22 protein-coding genes are annotated in these 20,321 nt (G+C 64.4%); 9 read left to right on the top strand and 13 right to left on the bottom strand.

All coding sequences use genetic code 11. The annotated features are described in order from the left end of the window. Positions 1-69: 69 nt before the first annotated feature. Entirely contained in the window at positions 70-1,590 is a 1,521-nt protein-coding gene (locus tag HRJ34_RS13110) for a catalase (RefSeq protein WP_012049914.1), read from the top strand. 71 nt (positions 1,591-1,661) lie between these two features. Here HRJ34_RS13110 and HRJ34_RS13105 read toward each other — a convergent pair whose 3' ends face one another. The 6 genes from HRJ34_RS13105 to HRJ34_RS13080 all read right to left on the bottom strand — a co-directional run bounded on the left by HRJ34_RS13105 (position 1,662) and on the right by HRJ34_RS13080 (position 6,103). Then, on the bottom strand, positions 1,662-1,850 hold the full coding sequence (locus HRJ34_RS13105; protein WP_012049915.1) for a YgaP family membrane protein: 189 nt from the start codon (positions 1,848-1,850) through the stop codon (positions 1,662-1,664). 80 nt (positions 1,851-1,930) lie between these two features. Then, on the bottom strand, positions 1,931-2,410 hold the full coding sequence (locus tag HRJ34_RS13100) for a Dps family protein (RefSeq protein WP_012049916.1): 480 nt from the start codon (positions 2,408-2,410) through the stop codon (positions 1,931-1,933). A 20-nt stretch (positions 2,411-2,430) separates the two neighbouring features. Next, positions 2,431-3,219: a TlpA disulfide reductase family protein gene (locus HRJ34_RS13095; protein WP_012049917.1), complete on the bottom strand. Its 789-nt coding sequence runs from the start codon at positions 3,217-3,219 to the stop codon at positions 2,431-2,433. 11 nt (positions 3,220-3,230) lie between these two features. Continuing rightward, positions 3,231-3,341: a cytochrome bd-I oxidase subunit CydX gene (gene cydX, locus HRJ34_RS13090; protein WP_012049918.1), complete on the bottom strand. Its 111-nt coding sequence runs from the start codon at positions 3,339-3,341 to the stop codon at positions 3,231-3,233. Between the two features lie 14 nt (positions 3,342-3,355). Then, on the bottom strand, positions 3,356-4,504 hold the full coding sequence (cydB, locus tag HRJ34_RS13085) for a cytochrome d ubiquinol oxidase subunit II (protein ID WP_012049919.1): 1,149 nt from the start codon (positions 4,502-4,504) through the stop codon (positions 3,356-3,358). A gap of 12 nt (positions 4,505-4,516) precedes the next feature. Next, positions 4,517-6,103, bottom strand: coding sequence for a cytochrome ubiquinol oxidase subunit I (locus HRJ34_RS13080; RefSeq protein WP_012049920.1), 1,587 nt, complete (start codon positions 6,101-6,103; stop codon positions 4,517-4,519). A 90-nt stretch (positions 6,104-6,193) separates the two neighbouring features. Between HRJ34_RS13080 and cydD the strand changes: the two genes are divergently transcribed. Beyond that, the gene (cydD, locus tag HRJ34_RS13075; RefSeq protein ID WP_012049921.1) at positions 6,194-7,774 is read left to right on the top strand and encodes a thiol reductant ABC exporter subunit CydD; all 1,581 of its coding nucleotides are present in this window, start codon (positions 6,194-6,196) and stop codon (positions 7,772-7,774) included. Then, positions 7,771-9,405, top strand: a complete 1,635-nt coding sequence (locus HRJ34_RS13070; RefSeq protein ID WP_012049922.1) for an amino acid ABC transporter ATP-binding/permease protein — start codon at positions 7,771-7,773, stop codon at positions 9,403-9,405. Before cydD ends, HRJ34_RS13070 begins: the two co-directional genes overlap by 4 nt. Here HRJ34_RS13070 and HRJ34_RS13065 read toward each other — a convergent pair. The 4 genes from HRJ34_RS13065 to HRJ34_RS13050 form a co-directional block, all read right to left on the bottom strand. Further along, positions 9,390-11,138 (bottom strand): chloride channel protein, encoded by a 1,749-nt coding sequence (locus HRJ34_RS13065; protein WP_012049923.1) that lies wholly within the window; start codon positions 11,136-11,138, stop codon positions 9,390-9,392. The genes HRJ34_RS13070 and HRJ34_RS13065 overlap by 16 nt on opposite strands. A 3-nt stretch (positions 11,139-11,141) precedes the next feature. Next, on the bottom strand, positions 11,142-11,336 hold the full coding sequence (locus tag HRJ34_RS13060) for a hypothetical protein (RefSeq protein ID WP_053555252.1): 195 nt from the start codon (positions 11,334-11,336) through the stop codon (positions 11,142-11,144). A gap of 77 nt (positions 11,337-11,413) precedes the next feature. Continuing rightward, a complete protein-coding gene (locus HRJ34_RS13055) occupies positions 11,414-11,788 on the bottom strand; it encodes an ArsR/SmtB family transcription factor (protein ID WP_012049924.1) in 375 nt (124 codons plus the stop codon). After that, positions 11,785-12,450: a peroxiredoxin gene (locus tag HRJ34_RS13050; RefSeq protein WP_012049925.1), complete on the bottom strand. Its 666-nt coding sequence runs from the start codon at positions 12,448-12,450 to the stop codon at positions 11,785-11,787. Before HRJ34_RS13050 ends, HRJ34_RS13055 begins: the two co-directional genes overlap by 4 nt. A 106-nt stretch (positions 12,451-12,556) precedes the next feature. On the opposite strand from HRJ34_RS13050, the gene trxC reads away from it, so the two are divergent. The 6 genes from trxC (at position 12,557) to HRJ34_RS13020 (ending at position 16,814) form a co-directional block, all read left to right on the top strand. Then, the gene (gene trxC / locus HRJ34_RS13045) at positions 12,557-13,000 is read left to right on the top strand and encodes a thioredoxin TrxC (RefSeq protein ID WP_012049926.1); all 444 of its coding nucleotides are present in this window, start codon (positions 12,557-12,559) and stop codon (positions 12,998-13,000) included. Between the two features lie 209 nt (positions 13,001-13,209). Further along, complete coding sequence (locus HRJ34_RS13040; protein WP_012049927.1) at positions 13,210-13,854, top strand: peroxiredoxin; 645 nt, start codon at positions 13,210-13,212, stop codon at positions 13,852-13,854. A gap of 80 nt (positions 13,855-13,934) precedes the next feature. After that, complete coding sequence (locus HRJ34_RS13035; protein WP_012049928.1) at positions 13,935-14,855, top strand: MBL fold metallo-hydrolase; 921 nt, start codon at positions 13,935-13,937, stop codon at positions 14,853-14,855. 4 nt (positions 14,856-14,859) lie between these two features. Continuing rightward, on the top strand, positions 14,860-15,648 hold the full coding sequence (locus tag HRJ34_RS13030) for a sulfite exporter TauE/SafE family protein (protein ID WP_012049929.1): 789 nt from the start codon (positions 14,860-14,862) through the stop codon (positions 15,646-15,648). 29 nt (positions 15,649-15,677) lie between these two features. After that, the gene (locus tag HRJ34_RS13025; RefSeq protein WP_012049930.1) at positions 15,678-16,538 is read left to right on the top strand and encodes a class I SAM-dependent methyltransferase; all 861 of its coding nucleotides are present in this window, start codon (positions 15,678-15,680) and stop codon (positions 16,536-16,538) included. Between the two features lie 27 nt (positions 16,539-16,565). Next, positions 16,566-16,814, top strand: coding sequence for a hypothetical protein (locus tag HRJ34_RS13020; RefSeq protein WP_012049931.1), 249 nt, complete (start codon positions 16,566-16,568; stop codon positions 16,812-16,814). Here the strand turns inward: HRJ34_RS13020 and HRJ34_RS13015 are convergent. The 3 genes from HRJ34_RS13015 to HRJ34_RS13005 all read right to left on the bottom strand — a co-directional run bounded on the left by HRJ34_RS13015 (position 16,808) and on the right by HRJ34_RS13005 (position 20,219). Beyond that, a complete protein-coding gene (locus HRJ34_RS13015; RefSeq protein WP_161628993.1) occupies positions 16,808-17,152 on the bottom strand; it encodes an energy transducer TonB family protein in 345 nt (114 codons plus the stop codon). The two genes, HRJ34_RS13020 and HRJ34_RS13015, sit on opposite strands and share 7 nt — an antisense overlap. Positions 17,153-17,529: 377 nt before the next feature. Beyond that, positions 17,530-19,755: a TonB-dependent receptor gene (locus HRJ34_RS13010; protein ID WP_208634288.1), complete on the bottom strand. Its 2,226-nt coding sequence runs from the start codon at positions 19,753-19,755 to the stop codon at positions 17,530-17,532. A gap of 65 nt (positions 19,756-19,820) precedes the next feature. Further along, positions 19,821-20,219: a hypothetical protein gene (locus tag HRJ34_RS13005; RefSeq protein WP_226948734.1), complete on the bottom strand. Its 399-nt coding sequence runs from the start codon at positions 20,217-20,219 to the stop codon at positions 19,821-19,823. Between the last annotated feature and the right edge of the window lie 102 nt (positions 20,220-20,321).

Genomic DNA, 20,321 nt, shown 5'->3' with positions numbered 1-20,321 from the left:
ATTCAGCGTATGATTGATTGTTCGCAGGGAGTCGGCGGACGGCGGCCCTGCCGGAGAGGGAGAGCAGCCATGCCAGATACCAAGAATGCTACCGGATCGACGATGAGCACCGGCGCGCCGGCGCCAAGCGACCGCAATTCCCTGACCATCGGGGCCGATGGCCCGATCCTCTTGCACGACGTCCATTTCCTTGAGCAGATGGCGCACTTCAACCGCGAGAAGGTTCCTGAGCGCCAGCCCCACGCCAAGGGATCGGGCGCCTTCGGTGTGCTCGAGACGACCGAGGACGTATCCGCCTATACGCACGCGGCTCTGTTCCAGAAGGGCGCTTCGACTGAAATGCTCGCGCGCTTCTCGACCGTCGCGGGCGAGGCGGGCAGTCCCGACACCTGGCGCGACGTGCGCGGTTTCAGCCTTAAATTCTACACCAGCGAGGGCAATTACGATCTCGTCGGCAATAACACGCCGGTCTTCTTCATCCGCGACACTATGAAGTTTCCGCACTTCATCCGCAGCCAGAAGCGCCTTCCCGATTGTGGGCTGCGCGACAACCATATGCAATGGGACTTCTGGACGCTGAACCCGGAATCGGCCCACCAAGTCACCTATCTCATGGGCGACCGCGGTCTGCCGCGCACCTGGCGCAACATGAACGGATACGGCTCGCATACCTATATGTGGATCAACGCCCAGGGCGAGAAATTCTGGGTCAAGTATCACTTCATCAGCAATCAGGGCACGGCCGAGTTCACCAATGCCGAAGCCGCGACGATGGCCGGCGCCGATGCCGACTATCACCGCCGCGATCTATTCGAGGCGATCGCGCGCGGCGATCATCCGAGCTGGACGCTGTTCGTGCAGGCGATGCCCTATGCCGAAGCAAAGACCTACCGGATCAACCCGTTCGATCTCACCAAAACCTGGTCGCACAAGGATTATCCGCTCATCAAGGTCGGCACGATGACCTTGAATCGGAATCCCGATAATTTCTTCGCGCAGATCGAGCAGGCGGCCTTCTCGCCGGGGAACACGGTGCCGGGCATCGGCCTTTCGCCGGACAAGATGCTGCTGGGCCGCGCGTTCGCTTACAATGACGCGCAGCGTAACCGGATCGGGACGAACTTCCACCAGCTCCCCGTCAACCAGCCCAAGGTGCCGGTGAATACCTATATGTTCGATGGGCAGATGGCCTATCAGCACAGCGGCAATGCCCCTGTCTATGCGCCCAACAGCGGCGGACGGAGCTGGGCCGACGAAACCGGCCCTGCTGCCGATGGCTGGGAAACCGATGGCGACATGGTGCGGCAGGCCTACACGCTTCGGCCCGACGATGACGATTTCACGCAGCCCGGCATCTTGGTGCGTGAAGTCTTCAATGACGCGCAACGCGATCGGCTCGTGGAGACGGTCGCCGGCAGCTTGCTGGGCGGTGTCCGCTCGCCGGTGCTCGAACGCGCCATCGACTATTGGAAAAGCGTCGATGCCGATGTGGGCCGCCGCATCGAGGAATGCGTGCGCGCTGGCGCAGCTCCTGCGCCCGCGCAAGGAATGGGCGAGGGCTCCGAGCAACACGCCGCCCCGGTGTCCTGATCCAGCGAAAGCCCTGGCCGCTCGTATCGTGGCGGCCAGGGTTTCATTTCATGCGATGAGGACCGTTTTTGTCAGCGTCTCGGGCAAGTGTTGATGCCGAGCAACGAATAGATCGGGCACATGCCCACAAGCCCGGTCAGCAACGGAACGACGCCGATCCACCCCCACGCAGAGCGTGGCCCGACGAATACCAGCGCGATCAGAACAAGGCCGACGATCACCCTCAACAGTCGGTCTATGGTGCCTTCATTTCGGGACATTCCAATTCCTCCTTCTCATTGCGGGAGATCGGGTGCGGCCGCGATCGTGCGCGCGGTCACGCCCTGTCGCCCATTCCGCCTCAGTCTTCGAGCAGGGCGCGGAGCATCCAGGCGGTTTGCTCATGCTGCGCGATTCTCTGGGTAAGCAGATCCGCGGTCGGCTCGTCGCTCGCCTTTTCGACCAGCGGGAACAGGGCGCGCGCCGTGCGGGCCGCCGCTTCGTGGCCCTTGGCGAGAATATCCACCATGTCGAGCGCCTTGGGCGGAGATTCCGGCGCGTCAGGCAGGGAGCTGAGCTTGGCGAACTGCGCATAGGAACCCGGTGCGGGCTGACCCAGCGAGCGGATACGTTCGGCGATCGGGTCGATCGCGTTCCACAGCTCGGTATATTGCGTCATGAACATGGTATGGAGGCTGTTGAACATCGTCCCCGTCACGTTCCAGTGGAAGTTGTGGGACGTCAGATAGAGGGTGTAGGTGTCCGCCAGCAGGCGGCTCAGGCCTTCGGAGATCGCAATCCGATCTTCCTCGCCGATCCCGATATTCACTTGTCTGGTCATGGGTTTCTCCTTGGTCAAAATTAATCCAGTTCCCGCAATCCCGCGAGCAGGGCGGCGCGGGAGATTTCGCCAACATGCAGCTCACGAATGACGCCCTTGCTGTCGACGAACAGCGTCGCGGGAAGACCCGCGGACCCGATCGCGGCGGCGGCGCTTTGATCGCTATCCAAGAGGATATGCGCCGAGGTCAGGCGTTGGCCGTCCAGCCAGGTCCGCACCTTCGTCGCGTCCTCGCCCTGGTTGGCGAGCAGGATCGGCACAGGCGAGCGCGCGGCCTCTTCGATCAGCATAGGCATCTCGCGCCGGCAGGGCGGGCACCAGCTCGCCCAGAGATTGATGACGAACGGCTTGCCCTTCCGATCGTCGAGCGCGCTTGCTTCGCCTGCAAGCGAGTGGAGGACCAAGCCTTGCGGCAATGGCCTCTGCGAAGAGGCGAGGAACAGCGACGTGGCGATGAGCGCGGCCGCGGCGCTGCCAACGAAGGCCATGCCCGTAGGGAACAGCGCGGGCGATCGGCGCAGCGACAGCACCAGCGAAATCGCGGCGGCCGCCAGACCCGCGAGAGGGAAGAAACCGCCTTGCCAGACATAGAATATGCTCAGAGGCTCGACCGCAAAGGCGGACCAGTTCTGGCCCACAAACCCCGCGCGGGCGGCGACGAGGCCGACGAGCAGGGCGCGCCATGCGGCCTTATCGCTGTCCTTGCCATGGCGACGGCCGATCCAGCTCGCCGCCGCCATGAAGGCAACAATTCCGAGGACCGCGAACAGCCGCTCCAACGCCAGCGCGAGAGGGCCGACGCTAATCATCAGATCGACCTTCAGGCGGCCGCGTCGTCATCGGGGTCGGAATGAAATTCGTGCCACATGCCGTTGAGGATGCCGAAGCCGACGGCGAGGCCGACACCCAATACCCAACTGAAATACCACATCGGAGTCATCCCTATCAGTAGAAGTCGGGGTTGGTGTCGACGTCGCGCAGCGTGATGCGGCCGAACAGCACCTTATAGACCCAAGCCGTATAGATGAGCACGATCGGCAGGAACACGACCGTCACCGCCAGCATGATGAACAGCGTCACATGGCTGGACGAGGCGTTCCACACCGTTAGGCTCGAGGCCGGGTCGATCGAGCTGGGCAGGATGAACGGAAACATCGACAGGCCCACCGTCGCGATGATGCCCACGGCACCGAGCGACGAGCCGCCGAACGCCAGCGCCTCGCGGCCCTTGCGGATGCCGATCCATGCCAGCAGCGGCCCCACGAAACCGAGGATCGGTGCGATCAGCATCCACGGATATGCCCGGTAATTATCGAGCCACGCCCCCGGCGCCGCAACCGTTCCCGACAGCAGCGGGTTGGAGGGACCGAGCGGATTGGCCCCATGCGTCAGGCGGAAGCCATAGCCCATGGTGGCGATCATCACTCCGCCGAGCGCGAACAGCAGGATCGAGGCACCCGCCGCGACCTGTCCAAAGGTGCGGGCGCGATCGTGGACTGCGCCGCGTTCGATCTTGATCGCGAGCCAGCTCGCGCCGTGCAGCACGATCATCGCTACCGAGAGCAGCCCGGCGACCAGCGAGAACGGATGGAACAGGCCGAGCAGGCTCCCCTCATAGAAAGAGCGCAGATCGGTATCGAGGCGGAAGGGGATGCCGGTCAGCACGTTGCCGACCGCGACCCCGAACACCAGCGCGGGAACGAACCCGCCCACGAACAGCGCCCAATCCCAGCGCGAGCGCCAGGCCGCATCGGGTTTCTTCGAGCGATATTTGAACCCCACGGGCCGCAGGATGAGCGCGGCGAGGACGAGGAACATGGCGAGGTAGAAGCCGGAGAAGCTGACCGCATAGACGAATGGCCAGGCCGCGAAGATCGCACCGCCGCCGAGGATGAACCACACCTGGTTCCCCTCCCACGTCGCGCCGATCGAGTTGATGACCATGCGGCGTTCGGCATCGGTCTTGGCGACGAACGGCAGGAGGGCGGCGGTGCCGAGATCGAAGCCGTCCGTCAGGGTGAAGCCGATCAGGAGGACACCCATCAGGAGCCACCAGATCACTCGGAGCGTTTCATAGTCGATGGGAGGTGCCATGACCTGTTCTCCTTATTCGGCAGGAATGGGCGCGTAGCCGTTCGGCGACGCTGGTGCCGGCGCAGGCGCGCGATGCTCGTCAGGCCCCTTGCGGATCGCCGCGATCATCAGGCGGACTTCGATCACGGCGAGGGCGCCATAGAGCAGCGTGAAGCCGACGATCGTCGTCCAGAGCTGCGCGACGGTCAGGCTCGAGGCGGCGAGGAAGGTCGGCAGCACGCCGTCGATCGCCCAGGGCTGGCGGCCGATTTCGGCCAAAATCCAGCCAAATTCGATCGCGATCCACGGCAAGGGCATGATCCAGACCGCCGCGCGCATGAAGGTGCGGCAGAACCCGTTGTCGCAGCCGAAGCGCCGCACCGACGCCATCCAGAAGGCGGCAGCGAAGAAGGCGATGAAGAAGAAGCCGATGCCAGCCATCACGCGGAAGACCCAGAACATGACCGGGACATTGGGCACGGTCGACCATGCGGCCTTCTCGATTTGCTCAGGCGTCGCCTGTCGCGGATCGGCAACGAAGCGCTTGAGCAGCAGGGCATAGCCGAGATCGGCCTTGGCTTCCTCGAACTGCGCTCGCGCGGCCATGTCGTTCTGATTGACCTTCAGCCGCTCCACCGCGTCATAGGCCTTGATGCCATGTTCGATGCGACCTTGCGCCTTGGCGACCAGCTCGAAAATGCCGGAGACTTCGCCCGTCAGGCTGCGCGTGGAGATCAGGCCCAATACATAGGGGATCTTCACTTCATAGCGGGTTTCGCGCCCTTCCAGGCTTGGGATGCCGAAGATCGCGATACCCGCAGGAGCCGGCTCAGTGTGCCACATGGCTTCGAGCGAAGCGAGTTTCATCTTCTGGTTGTCGGTGAGGGCATAGCCGCTCTCGTCACCCAGCACGACGACCGACAGCGAGGAGGCAAGGCCGAAGGCGGCCGCCACGGTGAAGCTGCGCTTTGCGACGGCGACCCACTTGCCCTTGAGCAGATACCAGGCCGAAATGCCGAGCACGAAGATCGAGGCGCAGACGTAGCCGGCGCTGACCGTATGCACGAATTTGGCCTGTGCGACGGGGTTGAACAGCACCGCCATGAAGTCGGAGACTTCCATCCGCATCGTCGCGGGATTGAAGCGGGCGCCGGTCGGATGTTGCATCCAGCCATTGGCGATCAGAATCCACAGCGCCGAGAGGTTCGATCCCAGGGCGACCATGAAGGTGGTGAAGAGGTGGGCCTGTTTGGACAATTTGTCCCACCCGAAGAACATGAGGCCGACGAAGGTCGCTTCGAGGAAGAAGGCCATCAGCCCTTCGATAGCGAGCGGCGCGCCGAAGATGTCGCCGACATAGTGGGAATAATAGGACCAGTTGGTGCCGAACTGGAATTCCATCGTGATGCCGGTGGCGACGCCGAGCACGAAATTGATGCCGAACAGCTTGCCCCAGAAGCGCGTGACGGTGCGCCAGATCTCCCGGCCCGTCATCACATAGATGCTCTCCATGATGACCAGCATGAAGGAGAGGCCAAGGGTCAACGGGACGAATAGAAAGTGGTAGAGTGCCGTCAGCGCGAATTGCAGCCGGGAGAGTTCGATCACGGCCATGTCCATGGCAAGACTCCTTGCATTCCGGCCCGGCTTCCATGGTTGCCTTGAGTCGGTTGAAAAGATTATGATTAGCCATTACTCGTAACTGAGTATATGAGCAACCAATTTGATCGACAGGGCGCGGCCCTTTTCTGGACCGCCGATAGCGGCGCGGCAATCCTTATGGCGGGCGCGCTTGCTGCCGGTGTGGCGGCGGCCGCGCGCGGCGATCATGGCAATGTGCTGGTCGCCGTCGCCGGATTGATCGCAGCCAGCTTGCTTCGCGCCGCGATACAGATCGGTGCAACCGACGCCGGCGAGATCGGGGCAGTCTGCGCCAAGACGAGCTGGAGGAACCGGGTCTATCCCCGAATCCTTGTCGCGGCGCCGGGAGATCGCCGGATGCTGGGCGAGGCGGTAGCCGATGCTGTCGACCGGATCGAAGACCTGGGCGGCTTCCATGCCCGCTTCCAGCCTCTCCGCCGCGCGGCGGTCCTGTCGCCCCTCGTCATTGCGGTTGCCGCCGCGTTCGGAAGCTGGGTAGCCGGTGCGATCATGCTTGCGACGCTCATGCCGTTCGCGCTTGGCATGGCGCTCGCCGGTAGCGCGGCCGCCCGCGCCGCTGCCCGCCAGCTCGACGCATTGAGCCGCCTGTCCGGTCTGTTCGTCGACCGCGTGCGTGCGCTCCCGGTGATCGTCGGGTTCGGCGCGCAGGACCGCATCGGCCGCCATCTTGCCGACGCCACCCGCGAGGTGGCGACCCGCACGGTCGACGTGCTGAAGATCGCTTTCGTCTCGAGCGCCATCATCGAATTCTTTGCCGCGCTGTCGGTGGCGCTGGTCGCGCTCTATTGCGGCTTCAACCTGCTGGGCATCCTGCCTTTCCCCGCACCTGAGACGCTGACCCTTGGACAAGCCCTGTTCGTCCTCGTCCTCGCGCCCGAATTCTACCTCCCCATGCGCCGCCTCGCAGCCGCCTATCATGACAAGCAGGTCGGAGAGGCCGCGGTCGAACGCCTGGAAAAGATCGCTCCCCCGTCCCCGGCTTCCTCCCCTCGCGCGATCGAGGCTCCGCCCGCGCTGCGCTTCGACGGCGTGGTCATCGACTATGGCGAGACGGCTATCGGTCCGTTCACGCTGGACGTCGCGGCAGGCACCACTTTCGCGCTGCGCGGAGCTACCGGCATCGGCAAGTCCAGCCTGCTGCACGCGCTGCTAGGGCTTGCGCCCATCGGCAGGGGACGGATTCTCATCGACGGCCGAGACGCGGCAACCGTCGCGCTTCCCGGCCATATAGGCTGGGCGGGACAATCGGTCGCGTTCATCCCCGGAACGCTCGCCGACAACATCCGCCTTGCGCGCCCGGAGGCCGACGACTCCGAAGTTGAAGCTGCTGCCCGTTCTGCCGGGCTTGGACCGATGATCGAGGCGCGCGGGCAAGGCATGTCCCTGCCGCTCGACCACCGTGGATCGGGTCTGTCGGGAGGCGAGCGCCGCCGCGTCGGCGTCGCAAGAGTGCTTCTGAAAGACGCGCCGCTCTGGCTGCTCGACGAACCGACGGCGGATCTCGATGCGAGGTCGGCGGCTGACATTGCCGGGATATTGGCTTCGGCCGCCACGGGCCGCACGGTCCTCATGGTGACGCACAGCGCCGAGCTGGCCGCGATCGCCGATAGCGAAATGGTGCTGGCATGAGCCGCGCGGATATGGACCGGCTACTGGCCGAAGCCATCGCCCCCGAGCGCCGCGCTTTCCGCATCGCCGGCGCGCTCGCCGCCGCCGCGACGATCGCCGCGGTCCTGCTGCTGGGCCTGTCGGGATGGTTCATCACCGGCGCCGCGCTTGCCGGCCTTGGCGGGGTGCTGGCTGCGCAGGGCTTCAACTATCTCGTGCCGAGCGCGATGATCCGGCTGCTCGCGATCGTCCGGACGACGGCGCGCTATGGCGAACGCCTTTATGGCCATCGCGCAGCCTTGATGGCGCTCGCCACGGTCCGCGCGCGCCTGTTCGACCGCATCCTGTCGGTGCGCGACGTGCGGGCCGTATCAGCGGGCGATACCGTGACCCGGCTCGTGCAGGACATCGGCGCGCTCGAAGACAGCCTTGTCCGCAGGCCCGCGCTTCCCGCCGCCCTTGCCGGCGCGGTGATCGGCCTCGTCCTCGCATGGCTTGCCAGTCCCTGGGCCAGCCTTGCCTTGCTGGCGCTGATCGCCGGCCTCGCCTTGTGGGCGAATCTGGCGACGCCCCGTTTGCTCACGATCGCCGCCACTGACATTGCGGCGGCGCTGGCGCGATTGAAGGTTGGCATGGTCGATTATGCGTCGGCCTCGCCCGAAATCCTGGCCTATGACCTGGCCCCGGCGATCGAGCGGAGCCTTGCCGTCGAGACGGCCGAACTGGACCGGGCACGGCGCCGTTTCGCGCGCGGCGAAGCGGTCATCGACGCCGGGCTGACCCTTGGCGGGGGTATCGCGATGGGCGCGGTCCTCGCGATCTCCAACGCCCCTTTGCCCATGACGGTGCTCGCCGTGCTGGCATCGGCGGGCGCGATCGAGACCTTGTCAGGCTATATTCGGGGTGTGTCGCGGGGCGCGCTGGTGACGGCCGCCCTCGCGCGATTGGAGGACATGGCGGGGCCGCATAGTGCTCCCATCCCGGCGAAGAGTGCATCCGGGCCGATCGGGCGGAGCATCGCCCTGGATCGAGGTGGTGTGCATGTGCGGCTCGAATCTGGCGAGCGCCTGGGGATTGCTGGACAATCCGGCAGCGGCAAGACCAGCCTGCTCGAAACGCTGGCAGGCATTCGTCCGCCGGATCGGAATTCAGGCATTTGCCTTGATGGTCAGCCTATCGAGGCGCTGCCGCCTGAGACGGTGCGAGCGGCCTTCGCGCTCTCGCCGCAGGATGCGCAGCTCCTGTCGGGAACAGTGCGTGACAATCTGCGTGTCGCCCGCTCTGGCCTCAGCGATAAACAGCTTTGGGCAGCGCTGGAAGTGGCCTGCCTCGCGGTTGACGTCCGCACCATGCCGCACGGGCTTGACCAATGGGTCGGAGATGGCGGCGCGCGCCTGTCGGGCGGGCAACTCAAACGATTGTCGATCGCGCGCGCGGTCCTCGCGGCGAAGCCGTGGCTGTTGCTCGACGAGCCGAGCGAAGGCCTCGACATGGTGACGGAAGCGCGGCTTGCACGCCGGCTCGACACCTGGCTTCGCGATACCGGAACCGGCCTTGTCGTCGTGAGCCACAGGGGAGCGTTGCTGGCGCTTGCCGGCAAGGATGACGGGTCGATCCTTGAGATCGGCGGCTCAAGTCAATCCTCGCCGTAGAGTTCGCGCTGCGCCCGATCCAGCTCGTCGGCATAGCGTTTGCGGACATAGCGTTCAGTCAGCATTCCCACGATCCGGCCCTGAGCATCGACCACGGCAAGATCGTCGGCCGCGCTGCTGTCGAACAGCTCCATGATCGGCACGATCGACATATCCGGCGAAAGCGTGACATCCTTGAGGATTGCGAAGTCGGACACCGGCCTTTCGGTCTGCGCCGGATCGGCGAAGGCCGCCGCCGTGGGAACGAGGCCCGCATAGTGACCCTGTTCGTCCTGAAGCAGCACGCGGCTTGTCGAACCGAGCGGGAAATGCTCGCGAAATGCCTTGACCGGCATCGCCGGCGACGCGGTGGCGGGCGCGGTCCGCATCATGCGCCGCGCGGTGAGCGTTCGCATCCAGCCAATATCGCGCGCGCTGCGAACCACCTCGCCACGCAGATGCAGGCGCCAGGTGGAGAAGGAATAGCCGAACCGCTCGCGGACTAGCGTGCTCGAACAGAGCGCGGCCGTCAGCACGACCGCCGTGATCTCGAAATCATGCGTGGCTTCGAGAACGAGGAAGGACATGGTCATCGGGCCACCGACGACCGCGGCCGCCAGCGCGGCCATGCCGACCAGCGAAGCATCCATCGGCGACAGGGGAATGCCATCGGGGACGAACGCCCACAGGCGCGCGAATATCTGTCCCAGCACCGCGCCGAGAAATAGCGAGGCGAAGAACAGACCGCCCCTAAAGCCGAAGCCGAGGGAGACGATCGACGCGAGCGACTTGAGCGCGAAGATCAGGATCAAGGCGCCCAGCGCGATATTGCCGGCGATGGTCAGGTGCAACGCGCCGTGACCTGCCGACAAGACATGCGGTGTCGTGAGCGCGAGCGGGATCAGGATAGCGCCGCCCAGAGCGGGCCGCAGCCATTCGGGAATCGCGGTGCGCCGAACCCCCGCTTCCGCGAGCGAGACGAGCCGCATGATGGCGATGCCGAGCAGGGCCGCGATCAGCCCCAGCCCTGCGTAGAGGATATAGTTCGCGGCCGAGAGATGCTGGCTGCTTTGCGCCGCGATCAGATAGGGGGTTGCGCCCAGCGTCCTGGCGGTGATGACCGCGGAAATCGTCGCAGCCACGACAGGGGCGATGCTTGCCGGGGTATAGGCGCCGATAACGATCTCGAAAGCATAGAAGGCGCCGGTCAGCGGCGCGCCGAAGGCGGCCCCGATCGCTGCGCCCGATCCGGCGCCGACCAGCACACGCAGATCGCCGCGCCTCAGATTGAGCCATTGTCCGATCAGCGAGGCGATGCCGCCCCCGGCCTGCGCATAGGCGGCTTCGAGGCCGACCGATGCACCAAAGCTGTTCGAGATCAGCGTTTGTCCGCAGACCATCGTGGTATCGCGCAGGGGAATCCGCCCGCCATGAAGCGCGTTGGCTTCCACGACGTCGATCGAGGTGCGTTTCTTGCGGCGTGTGAACAGCACCAGCGCACCCAGCACCAGGCCGCCGATCGGCAGCGCCAGCAAGCGAGCGGGCGAAATCGAGACGAGGCCGCTCAACCGGAGGTCCGTGCCGAGGCCGTAGAGCAGCGATTGCATGATCCAGGCGGCTTTGCCCAGAAGCGAGGCCAACAAGCCGGCAAGGATACCGACGCCGACCGAAAGCAGGATCAGGCTGGCTTCGCTGGACCGGAACAGCCGCCGCGCCGCCGATACGAGGGCGGTCGCCCGTATCAGACCAGCCACGGATCAGGGCGTCCAGCTTGGAGCGTCGCTCGCCGGGAAAGACTCTATGCCCGCTTCCTCGACCGGATCGAGCGGTGCGGCTTCCTTGGGCTTGCCGCTCTTCCCGGTGTTGCCCGCACCGGGCTTCTTGCGGCCCGCTTTGGGCGGTTTCTCTTTTGGATCGTCAGGCTTTGCGCCCTTGCCGGAATCCTGCGTCATCCTGCGTCTCCTATGATGGCCGGTGTCCGGGGACGAAGCGGCCGATCCGATGTCCCCAGCCTATCAATGACGCGCGATCACAAGATCCGGGCGAAGGTTGCAGCCGATCCCCGTGCGCGCGACCCCGCGCCTTTCACGCCGGGCTGCACGTCCTTCGCGGAAATGCCCGACAAGGCGCAGAGCAGCTTTGCCGTGCTTTCCAGCGCATCCGGCGCGAGGCTGTAGAAGACCAGCTTAGCATCGCGGCGCGTCTGCACCAGCTCCGCTTTGCGCAGGATGGCAAGCTGTTGCGACAGGCCCGGTTGGCCGATGCCGGTCATGGTTTCGAGTTCACCGACTGACTTCTCGCCATTCTCGAGCAGCGTCCGCATGAGCTTTAGCCGCACGTCATGCCCGAGCGCCTTCAGAATGTCGGTGATCGCATCGAGTTCGCTATCGGTGAATGTCGTCACTTGCCTGCCTTTTTGTGCTTGTCGGGCCGCGTCCGGTGGAACCAGCAGGCATCGCCTGCCGCATCGAGCGCGGAATCCTGATCCTGATAGGGCGGGAGCAGCACGTCATCGCCAGGGCGCCAGCCTTCGGGCGTGACCACATTGTCGCTGTCGACCATTTGTAGCGCGGCGACGACGCGCAGCAGCTCCTCTACCGAGCGGCCAATAGTGGCGGGATAGCAGAGCTTGGCGCGAACGATGCCGTCGGGGTCGATGAAGAAGGTCGCACGGAGCGTCGCCGCGTCGGGCGCATCGTCGGCGATCATTCCGTAAGCACGGCCGATGACCATCGAGGGATCTTCGACTATCGGAAAACCAACCGTGACACCGAAATGCTCATGGATCGCCCGTATCCATCCGAGGTGCGAATAGAGGCTGTCGACCGAGATCGCGACAAGCGCGCAGTTGAGCGCTTTGAACCGCTCCCCGGCGCGCGAGAGCGCGACGAATTCACTGGTGCAGACGGGCGTGAAGTCCGCAGGGTGGGAGAACAGCAACACCCAGCGGCCGCGATAGTCGGACAGGCTCATTTCGCCCAGGGTCGTGCGCGCCTGAAAATTGGGCGCGGCATCGCCGATCTGGACCGGCGAACAGACGCCACTCTCATTTGCGCTGGGATTCAAATTTCCTACTCCTGAAGGGAGGCAAGTCTTGAACCCCCTTTCTTACACGGTTACATCATGCGGGTAAATGATTAAGCAGCGATAGCGTTCCATAGGAGATGTCCGCATGTCCGAGTCCCAGCTTGTGGTTTGCCCGGTCTGTGCGAGCATCAACCGGGTTCCGGCTGCGAAGATCGGCGCTGCGCCCAATTGCGGGCGATGCTCGATGCCGCTGTTCCAGGGCCAGCCTGTCGATGTCGATGCCACCGCCTTCGACCGCCATGTGGGGCGCGGAAGTCTGCCTGTTCTCGTGGATTTCTGGGCGAGCTGGTGCGGGCCGTGCCGCGCGATGGCCCCGGCGTTCAAGGCGGCCGCCGCCGAACTGGAACCGCATGTCCGTCTGCTGAAGGTCGATACCGAGGCCGAGCAGGGCATATCGGGGCGCTACCGCATCCAGTCGATCCCGACGCTGATACTCTTCAAGGGCGGCCGCGAGATCGCACGTCAGGCCGGGGCGATGGACCGCGCCCGACTCGTCGCATGGGTAAGACAGGCTCTCGCCGCCGCCTGATTCGGGCCGCGATCACCCTATAAATTAGATTAAATGATGCTTTGAAGCGTTTGCGCGCCCGCTTTTGCGCGCCGCGAATCCGGCCTTTGCCGCCGCTTTCGGAAAAGATTGAAAAATCCGATCAGAGGAATTAGGTTTATCGTGTTCTCACGATTAATAGAAATGTGTATCTAATGTCTGTCGCCCACTCACTCACAGGAGACGATAAAATGACAGACGTGGCCGCCCCCTCCATGCCCCGGATCAACGAACCGGCGCCGGCCTTCAAGGCAAAGACCACCCACGGCGAACGCTCGCTCGACGATTACAAGGGCAAGTGGCTGGTCCTCTTCTCCCACCCCGCGGACTTCACCCCGGTCTGCACGACCGAGTTCATGGGCTTCGCGAAGGCGGCCGATCGCTTCAAGGCGCTCAATTGCGAGCTGCTGGGCCTCTCCATCGACTCCGTGCATTCGCACATCGCCTGGATGCGCAGCATCGAGGAGAAGTTCGGCGTCGAGATCACCTTCCCGATCATCGACGACCTGTCGATGAACGTCGCCAGGGCCTTCGGCATGATCCATCCCGGCGCGTCGGACACCTCCGCCGTGCGGGCGACCTTCCTGATCGACCCCGAAGGCGTCATCCGGGCAATGGTCTATTACCCGATGTCGAACGGCCGCTCGGTCGACGAGTTCGTCCGCCTGCTGACCGCGCTTCAGACGTCCGACGCGAACAAGGTCGCGACGCCCGAAAACTGGCAGCCCGGTGAACCCGTGATCGTGCCGCCGCCCGCGACCGCCGAGGCCGCCAAGGCGCGCAAGGACGAGGGCTACGACTACACCGACTGGTATTTCAGCAAGAAGACACTCTGAGCCGGTCGGGCCGGCTTCGCGCGCCCCTCCCCCTTAGCGCGAAGCCGGCACACCCGCTTATCGAATGAAAGGACAAGGCCATGACCGATCCGCAAATCCGTGAAGCCGCCCGCATTGTCGAGGCCGCGAGCAATGCGCGGCCCGCGGTCATCCGCAGCTTCTTCGACGAGGACACGTTCACCGTGACCCACGTCATCTCCGATCCCGCGACCGCCAAGGCTGCGATCATCGACAGCGTGCTCGATTTCGAGCCGGCTTCGGGGCGCACGTCCTTCGCGTCGGCTGACAAGGTGATCGACTATATCCATAGCGAAGGTCTTGAGGTCGAATGGCTGCTCGAGACGCACGCTCATGCCGACCATCTCTCAGCCGCGCCCTATCTTCAGGAGAAGTTGGGAGGCACGCTCGCGATCGGCCGTCATATCCTCACGGTGCAGGAGGTGTTCGGCAAGATCTTCAACGAGGGCACGCGTTTCGCCCGCGACGGCTCGCAGTTCGACCGCCTGTTCGATGACGGCGACCGCTTCAAGGTCGGGTCGATCGAGGCGATCGCGTTGCATGTTCCCGGCCACACCCCCGCCGACATGACCTATGTGATCGGCGATGCGGCGTTCATCGGCGACACGCTGTTCATGCCCGACTATGGCACGGCCCGCGCGGACTTCCCCGGTGGAGACGCCCGCACGCTTTTCCGGTCCATCCGGCGCCTGCTCTCGCTGCCCGATCAGACGGGCTTGCATCTCTGCCACGACTACAAGGCCCCTGGGCGCGACACCTATGCCTGGGAGACGTCGGTGGGAGAGGAGCGCGAACATAATGTCCATGTCCGCGATGGAGTGAGCGAGGACCAGTTCGTGGCCATGCGCGAGACGCGGGACGCGACGCTCGGAATGCCCCGGCTGATCCTGCCGTCCATTCAGGTCAACATGCGCGGCGGTCACATGCCGGAGCCGGAAGACAACGGCACCAGCTATCTGAAGCTCCCGGTCAACACGCTGTAAGGCCATGACGCTCGAACCTGTCCAATATCTGCTCGGAGCCGGATCGGGTTCGCTCGTCGGCTTCACGCTCGGCCTCGTGGGGGGCGGCGGGTCGATCCTCGCCGTCCCCCTCATGGTCTATCTCGTCGGCGTCGCCTCGCCCCATGTCGCGATCGGCACCAGCGCGCTCGCGGTTGCCGCCAATGCCGGCGCCAATCTCGTTCCCCATGCCCGTCAGCGCACGATCAAGTGGCGCTGCGCGGGCATGTTCGCCGCCGCCGGCGTCGCGGGGGCCTATGCCGGATCGACGCTCGGCAAGGCCTTCGACGGCCAGAAGCTGCTGTTCCTGTTCGCGCTGTTGATGATCCTGGTCGGCGCACTCATGCTGAAGAAGCGCGGCGATCCCGGCAATCCCGATGTCCAGTGCCGCCGTGAGAACGCGCCCAAGGTGATTGGCTATGGCAGCGCCACCGGCCTGTTCTCCGGTTTCTTCGGCATCGGCGGGGGCTTCCTGATCGTTCCGGGGCTGATGGCTTCGACGGGGATGCCGATGCGCAATGCCGTCGGATCGTCGTTGGTCGCGGTAACGGCCTTCGGTCTTACGGCCGCGCTCAACTATGCCTTTTCCGGGCTGGTCGATTGGGGACTTGCCGCGGTGTTCATCGGCGGCGGCATCGTCGGCGGTATCGCCGGCGCAGCACTTTCGCACCGGCTGTCGGGTCACAAGGGCGCGCTCAATACGATCTTCGCCCTGCTGATCTTCGTGGTCGCCGCCTACATGCTGTGGCGCAGCGCGGCCGCAATCTGGAACTGATTTTTCGCAACTATGATGGGAGGACTTTGATGGACGATGCTGGCGAGAATCTGGACAGCCTTGCCGCGCATGATTGGGCAGGCCAGGCAGGCACGCGCTGGCTCGCCCAGCTCGACCGTTTCGAGGGCATGATCGAGCCGATCGGCAAGGCGCTGCTCGCCCAGGCCGCCTATACCGCCAGCGAAACGGTGGTCGACGTTGGGTGCGGCGGAGGCTGGACGACCCGGCAGATCGCCGCGGCCGTCGGGAATACCGGATTTGCGCTGGGCCTCGACATATCGGCCGATCTCGTGGCGGCCGCGAGCGAACGGGCAACGCGCGCAGGCCTCGCCAATATCCGCTTCGAGCAAGGCGATGCGGCGATAGCCATGCCGGAGGAAGCGCCGTTCGATCGGCTGTTCTCGCGCTTCGGCTCGATGTTCTTCGCCCAGCCATACCCTGCCTTCGCCAATCTGCGCCGGATGCTCCGCGAAGGCGGGCGGCTCGACATTGCGGTCTGGGCGCCGGTCGCCGAGAATCCCTGGCAGCGCAGCATCATGGGAGTCATCAGCGAGCAAATCGACTTGCCGACGCCTCAGCCGCGTGCGCCGGGGCCATTCGCGCTGGCCGAACAGGACTATGTGATCGACCTTCTGCAAAGCGCGGGATTCTCCGACATCAAGTTCGATGTCTGGACCGGCGATCAGCGCATTGGCGGACCCGGCAGCGATGCCGAGAGCGCCGCGCGTTTCGTGCTGGACGGAATGCACATCGGCGATCTCGTTCGGCCGAGCGGCGCAGAGGTGCGTGAGGCCATTCAGCGGGATCTTGCCGCGCTGTTCGAGCGCAACCGCGACGATGACGGCGTTCGCATGGGCGCCAAGGCCTGGCTGGTAAGCGCCAGCGCGTGATCGGCATATCTGGGGGAGGACGACATAATGGATAGAAAGAAACTGTCGCTGCGACTGAAAGCGGGCGACGCGGGCAATGAGGCAATCCTGACCGATGAAATCATGACCGCGCAGGCGCTTCTCGAAGAACATGGGCCGCGAGCCGGACAAGTGCTTGTCGACGAAGCACAGGCCGCCATCAAGGCCGGGGACGACAGCCGCGTATCCTATCTGGAAAGGGTGCGTGTCGCCATGTTGACGATCGAGGACGTGCCGCCCGCTCAGCGCCCTCAATGAAAGCTGAAGGGGATCGTGAAGACGAGCTGGTCCCCTTCCACCGTCGCGGGAGGCGGTGGAAAGGGACCAGCATTGCGGACCGTCCGGAGCGCTAAACGATCCAGCGCCGCGTTTCCGCTGGATGCCGCAAGCTCGACGGAAATCAGTTCGCCGGCACGACCGACGGCAAAGCGCACCATGGCGACGCCGGACAGGTTTAGCCCCCTGGGCTTGCGCGCTGAAATTCGTGCCCAGAGCTGACCCTGATAGGACGCGAGCACGCTTTCGGCTTTGCTGTCAGGGGCCGGCGCAGGATCGACGGCAAAATTGGTCCGCGAAGGCCCGTCGATTGAAGGCATCAAGGGCGTCGGTGGCGACGTCGATGACAGCGGGGCACCCACCGGCGAAGGCGCTGGGGCGGCCGCCTGCTTCCTCGTTTGCGCTGAAGCGATTGCCATTCCAGATTGCGGATCGGGCGGCCGCTTGATCTCACGCGGCCGAGAAGGCGGCACAGTGGGAGGCGGCGGCGTTGGCGTGAACAGTGTGAAGCTGCTCACTTCCCGGCGCGACACCGACGACACCAAGCCTGAAAGATTGGCGTCCAGAGCTACCAGCAAAGCCAGGCAGCACGTTGCAGCAGCCAGACCCGCGCCCAAACGCTGCGACAAGGCGGGGGACAGGCCATCGCCTGTCCCCCGCCCCTGCATCAAGGATTTTCGTTCCGAACGCATTGTCGTCAGAACGAGATCGTGACGCCTGCGTTGACCGACCGCCCCCGGCCCGGGACCGGGCGAAGAACGCCGGTCGCCTTCAGATCCCCGAGCGACATCCCGCCGAGCGGAGCATTATAGGCCGCGTCGAACAGATTGTCCGCGCCGAGCGTCAATCGCACATTGTCGATGCGATAGGCCAACTGGACGTCAAGCAGCGCATAGCTTCCCGTTCGCGGCTCATTGCGGGTCGGATCGACACGATCCTTCTCGCCGACGACGGTCAGGTCAATCCGGGTTTCCAGTCCGCCGATCCTATGTTCCAGCCCCAGCGCCGCGTTGAACGGCATCTGGTGATAGAGCGGTCCATGGTCCGCCAGGTTCTCGCCATGCAACCAACTCGCGCGCGCGGTCAGTCGTGCGCTCCCTGCCGATGAGGACGACCAGAGCGGGACGGCGGCCGACAGGTCGATGCCATAAATCTCCGCCTTCTGGTTGGCGAATTGCAATTGATCGAAAGCGGTCGGTCTGCCCGCCGTGTCGGTAAAGTCCGCCAGCTTCACGGCGTCGATATAGTCGTCAACATGAGTGAAATAAGGCGCGATCTTCAGCGACCAGCCATCCTTGCCGCCGCCATGAACCGACAGAGCGGCGCTCAGCGTATCCGCCTTTTCCGGGCGAAGCGCGAGGTTGCCGACATAGCCATTCCCGTCCCCGAACCACCCGATCATCCGGCTCGCCATGCCGCCGCGGCCCCAGCTATACCGTTCGTAGATATTCGGCGAACGCACCTTCCGGGCATAGCCGAACTCGATTTCCGCATGAGGCGACAGCGCATATCGAGCAAGCAACGTGCCGCTCCAATTGCTATCGTGCCGCTTGCGGTCGGCTGCATTGAACGCGGCGGCCGCCATCACGTCGGCCATCTGCATCATTCCGGTGCCGTAGGGCGCGACCGTCCCCGTATTCATCCAGACCTGATCGTTGCGGATGCCGGCGACCAGCGTGAACCCGCGATCCCAGCTCTTTTCCCATTCGAGGAATGTGCCGAGACGATCGCGCTTCCCCCCGTTGACGTTGATGAAAGCATTCGGCCCCATCATCATGTTTCCCGCGACGGGCGGCCAGAAATCGTTGAGCCACTGGTGTTGGAATTCATTGCCGAGACGCAGCGTTCCGGCACCGCCCAGCAGGATTTCGGCCTGGACCGCGTATCCGGCGCTATGGACTTCGGTGTTCATCGGCATTCCGCCAGTAGCCGTCCCACCCTTATCGGCGAGAAAGTTCATGGCATGGTCGGTGTCGCGCCAACTCGCCCGCACATCGAGATTGCCCCAATCGAAGACGCCTGCATAGTGCCCGTTCAGGAACCAGGACTTGTTGGACGTCATGTCCATATATTGGTTGGGAAACCCCTCGTAGGGCGCGAAATGATAGCCGCCCTTCAGCTCGACCAAGCCGCTGCCGACCTGCGCGGCCAGGCTCAGGCTGTGATCGGTCTTTGCATATTCGCTCGATCGCACGATGCCCAGCGATCCACCGCCCTTGAAATTGTCGGCCTGGGTATAGGAGCCGTTATAGGTCAGGCTGATCTTGTCGCTCGCGGCCGTCATTGAAAGCGAACCGCCGAAGCCATCGCCATTGCTGCGATAGAAGGCCGAGATTTCACCTGTCAGCAGCGTATCGCCCTGTTTCGCGAAGCGGGGCGGAGCGCTCTCGACGCGGATGATCCCGCCGATGCTGTCGCCGCCATAGCTGACCGGCGAGACGCCCGTAATGACGTCGATCGCACCCACGGTCTGCGGATCGGTATAGGACAGGGGCGGATTCATATCGTTCGGGCAGGCCGAGGCGATCGCCACGCCGTCGACGAGCACGGTCAGGCGCTGCGCCTCCAAGCCGCGGATCACCGGCAGGGTCGAAAAGCCCCCGGCGCCGAAGCCGCTGACACCTGGCACGCTTTGAAGAATGGCGGCAGTATCACTCGAGCCGGCCTGAAGGTTGCGGAGGCGAGATGAGGAGATCCTTTCGCCCGATCCCGTCGACGGCGCTTCGCTGGCCGAGTCCACATCGACCTCCGGCAGCACAATGCCATCCTGTGCAAAGGCCGGCGAGAGCGGGCAGCAGGCCAGCGCTGCGACGAAGGCGGGGGCAGCAATATCGCGTGCCAGGCGGGTCTTGAAAGCGGTAGCGCCGGCAGAAGCACGCGCCACAGGTGCCGCGCGCCGCGCGGCAAAATGCAAATTCGTCATGTCGGAATCCTGATTCACATGGGACGCCCGATTGGGCGCCGTTCAACGCGGAAATGTTGAGTGAATCAGGCGGAGGGTGGCCCAATCGCGGGCGGGCGAAGATAGATACCGCGCCAGAGGACTATACGCGGCGGAAGGCGGAAACCCGTCGCGATGATGAAAGCGATCGCGATCGCCAGCAGAAGCGCGTCGGTCGCCGCGAGTGTGGGCGAGGACAGTCCGGAGAAGGCGCAGGGCGCTTCCGCCTTTTTGTGCTCCCCATGGTCATGTTCGCCGGTCTTGCCCGGCAGCTCCAAGACGATCGTCTGCGGCCCTTGACCCGAGCAGAGCTGGACGAGGATCACACCATTCGAGGCGACCGGCATGAAACCCGCGGGCACCAGGGCTTTTACGATCAGCGTGGCGCCCAGAAGCAACGCGCACAGCCAATGATGCCGGCCAAGGAATTTGCGGGTCTCAGTCACGTCGCGTCGTCTATGCTGATATTGCCACTATGTCGAGAATACGACACGCTGAAAAGTTTAACGGCCATGTTCGTCGGATTGCAGCGGCTGTCATTTGATGGC

This window comes from Rhizorhabdus wittichii, from assembly GCF_017607425.1.
GTDB lineage: Bacteria > Pseudomonadota > Alphaproteobacteria > Sphingomonadales > Sphingomonadaceae > Rhizorhabdus > Rhizorhabdus wittichii.
This window is presented reverse-complemented; position numbering and strand designations above follow the sequence as displayed.

Coding starts and splice junctions, on each gene's coding strand:
- HRJ34_RS13110 (WP_012049914.1), top strand. CDS start 70: ATGCCAGATACCAAGAATGCTACCGGATCGACGATGAGCACCGGCGCG.
- HRJ34_RS13030 (WP_012049929.1), top strand. CDS start 14,860: ATGACGCTCGAACCTGTCCAATATCTGCTCGGAGCCGGATCGGGTTCG.
- HRJ34_RS13070 (WP_012049922.1), top strand. CDS start 7,771: ATGAGCCGCGCGGATATGGACCGGCTACTGGCCGAAGCCATCGCCCCC.
- HRJ34_RS13025 (WP_012049930.1), top strand. CDS start 15,678: ATGGACGATGCTGGCGAGAATCTGGACAGCCTTGCCGCGCATGATTGG.
- trxC (WP_012049926.1), top strand. CDS start 12,557: ATGTCCGAGTCCCAGCTTGTGGTTTGCCCGGTCTGTGCGAGCATCAAC.
- HRJ34_RS13040 (WP_012049927.1), top strand. CDS start 13,210: ATGACAGACGTGGCCGCCCCCTCCATGCCCCGGATCAACGAACCGGCG.
- HRJ34_RS13015 (WP_161628993.1), bottom strand. CDS start 17,152: ATGCCTTCAATCGACGGGCCTTCGCGGACCAATTTTGCCGTCGATCCT.
- cydX (WP_012049918.1), bottom strand. CDS start 3,341: ATGTGGTATTTCAGTTGGGTATTGGGTGTCGGCCTCGCCGTCGGCTTC.
- cydD (WP_012049921.1), top strand. CDS start 6,194: ATGAGCAACCAATTTGATCGACAGGGCGCGGCCCTTTTCTGGACCGCC.
- HRJ34_RS13100 (WP_012049916.1), bottom strand. CDS start 2,410: ATGACCAGACAAGTGAATATCGGGATCGGCGAGGAAGATCGGATTGCG.
- cydB (WP_012049919.1), bottom strand. CDS start 4,504: ATGGCACCTCCCATCGACTATGAAACGCTCCGAGTGATCTGGTGGCTC.
- HRJ34_RS13010 (WP_208634288.1), bottom strand. CDS start 19,755: ATGACGAATTTGCATTTTGCCGCGCGGCGCGCGGCACCTGTGGCGCGT.
- HRJ34_RS13095 (WP_012049917.1), bottom strand. CDS start 3,219: ATGATTAGCGTCGGCCCTCTCGCGCTGGCGTTGGAGCGGCTGTTCGCG.
- HRJ34_RS13105 (WP_012049915.1), bottom strand. CDS start 1,850: ATGTCCCGAAATGAAGGCACCATAGACCGACTGTTGAGGGTGATCGTC.
- HRJ34_RS13035 (WP_012049928.1), top strand. CDS start 13,935: ATGACCGATCCGCAAATCCGTGAAGCCGCCCGCATTGTCGAGGCCGCG.
- HRJ34_RS13020 (WP_012049931.1), top strand. CDS start 16,566: ATGGATAGAAAGAAACTGTCGCTGCGACTGAAAGCGGGCGACGCGGGC.
- HRJ34_RS13080 (WP_012049920.1), bottom strand. CDS start 6,103: ATGGACATGGCCGTGATCGAACTCTCCCGGCTGCAATTCGCGCTGACG.
- HRJ34_RS13060 (WP_053555252.1), bottom strand. CDS start 11,336: ATGACGCAGGATTCCGGCAAGGGCGCAAAGCCTGACGATCCAAAAGAG.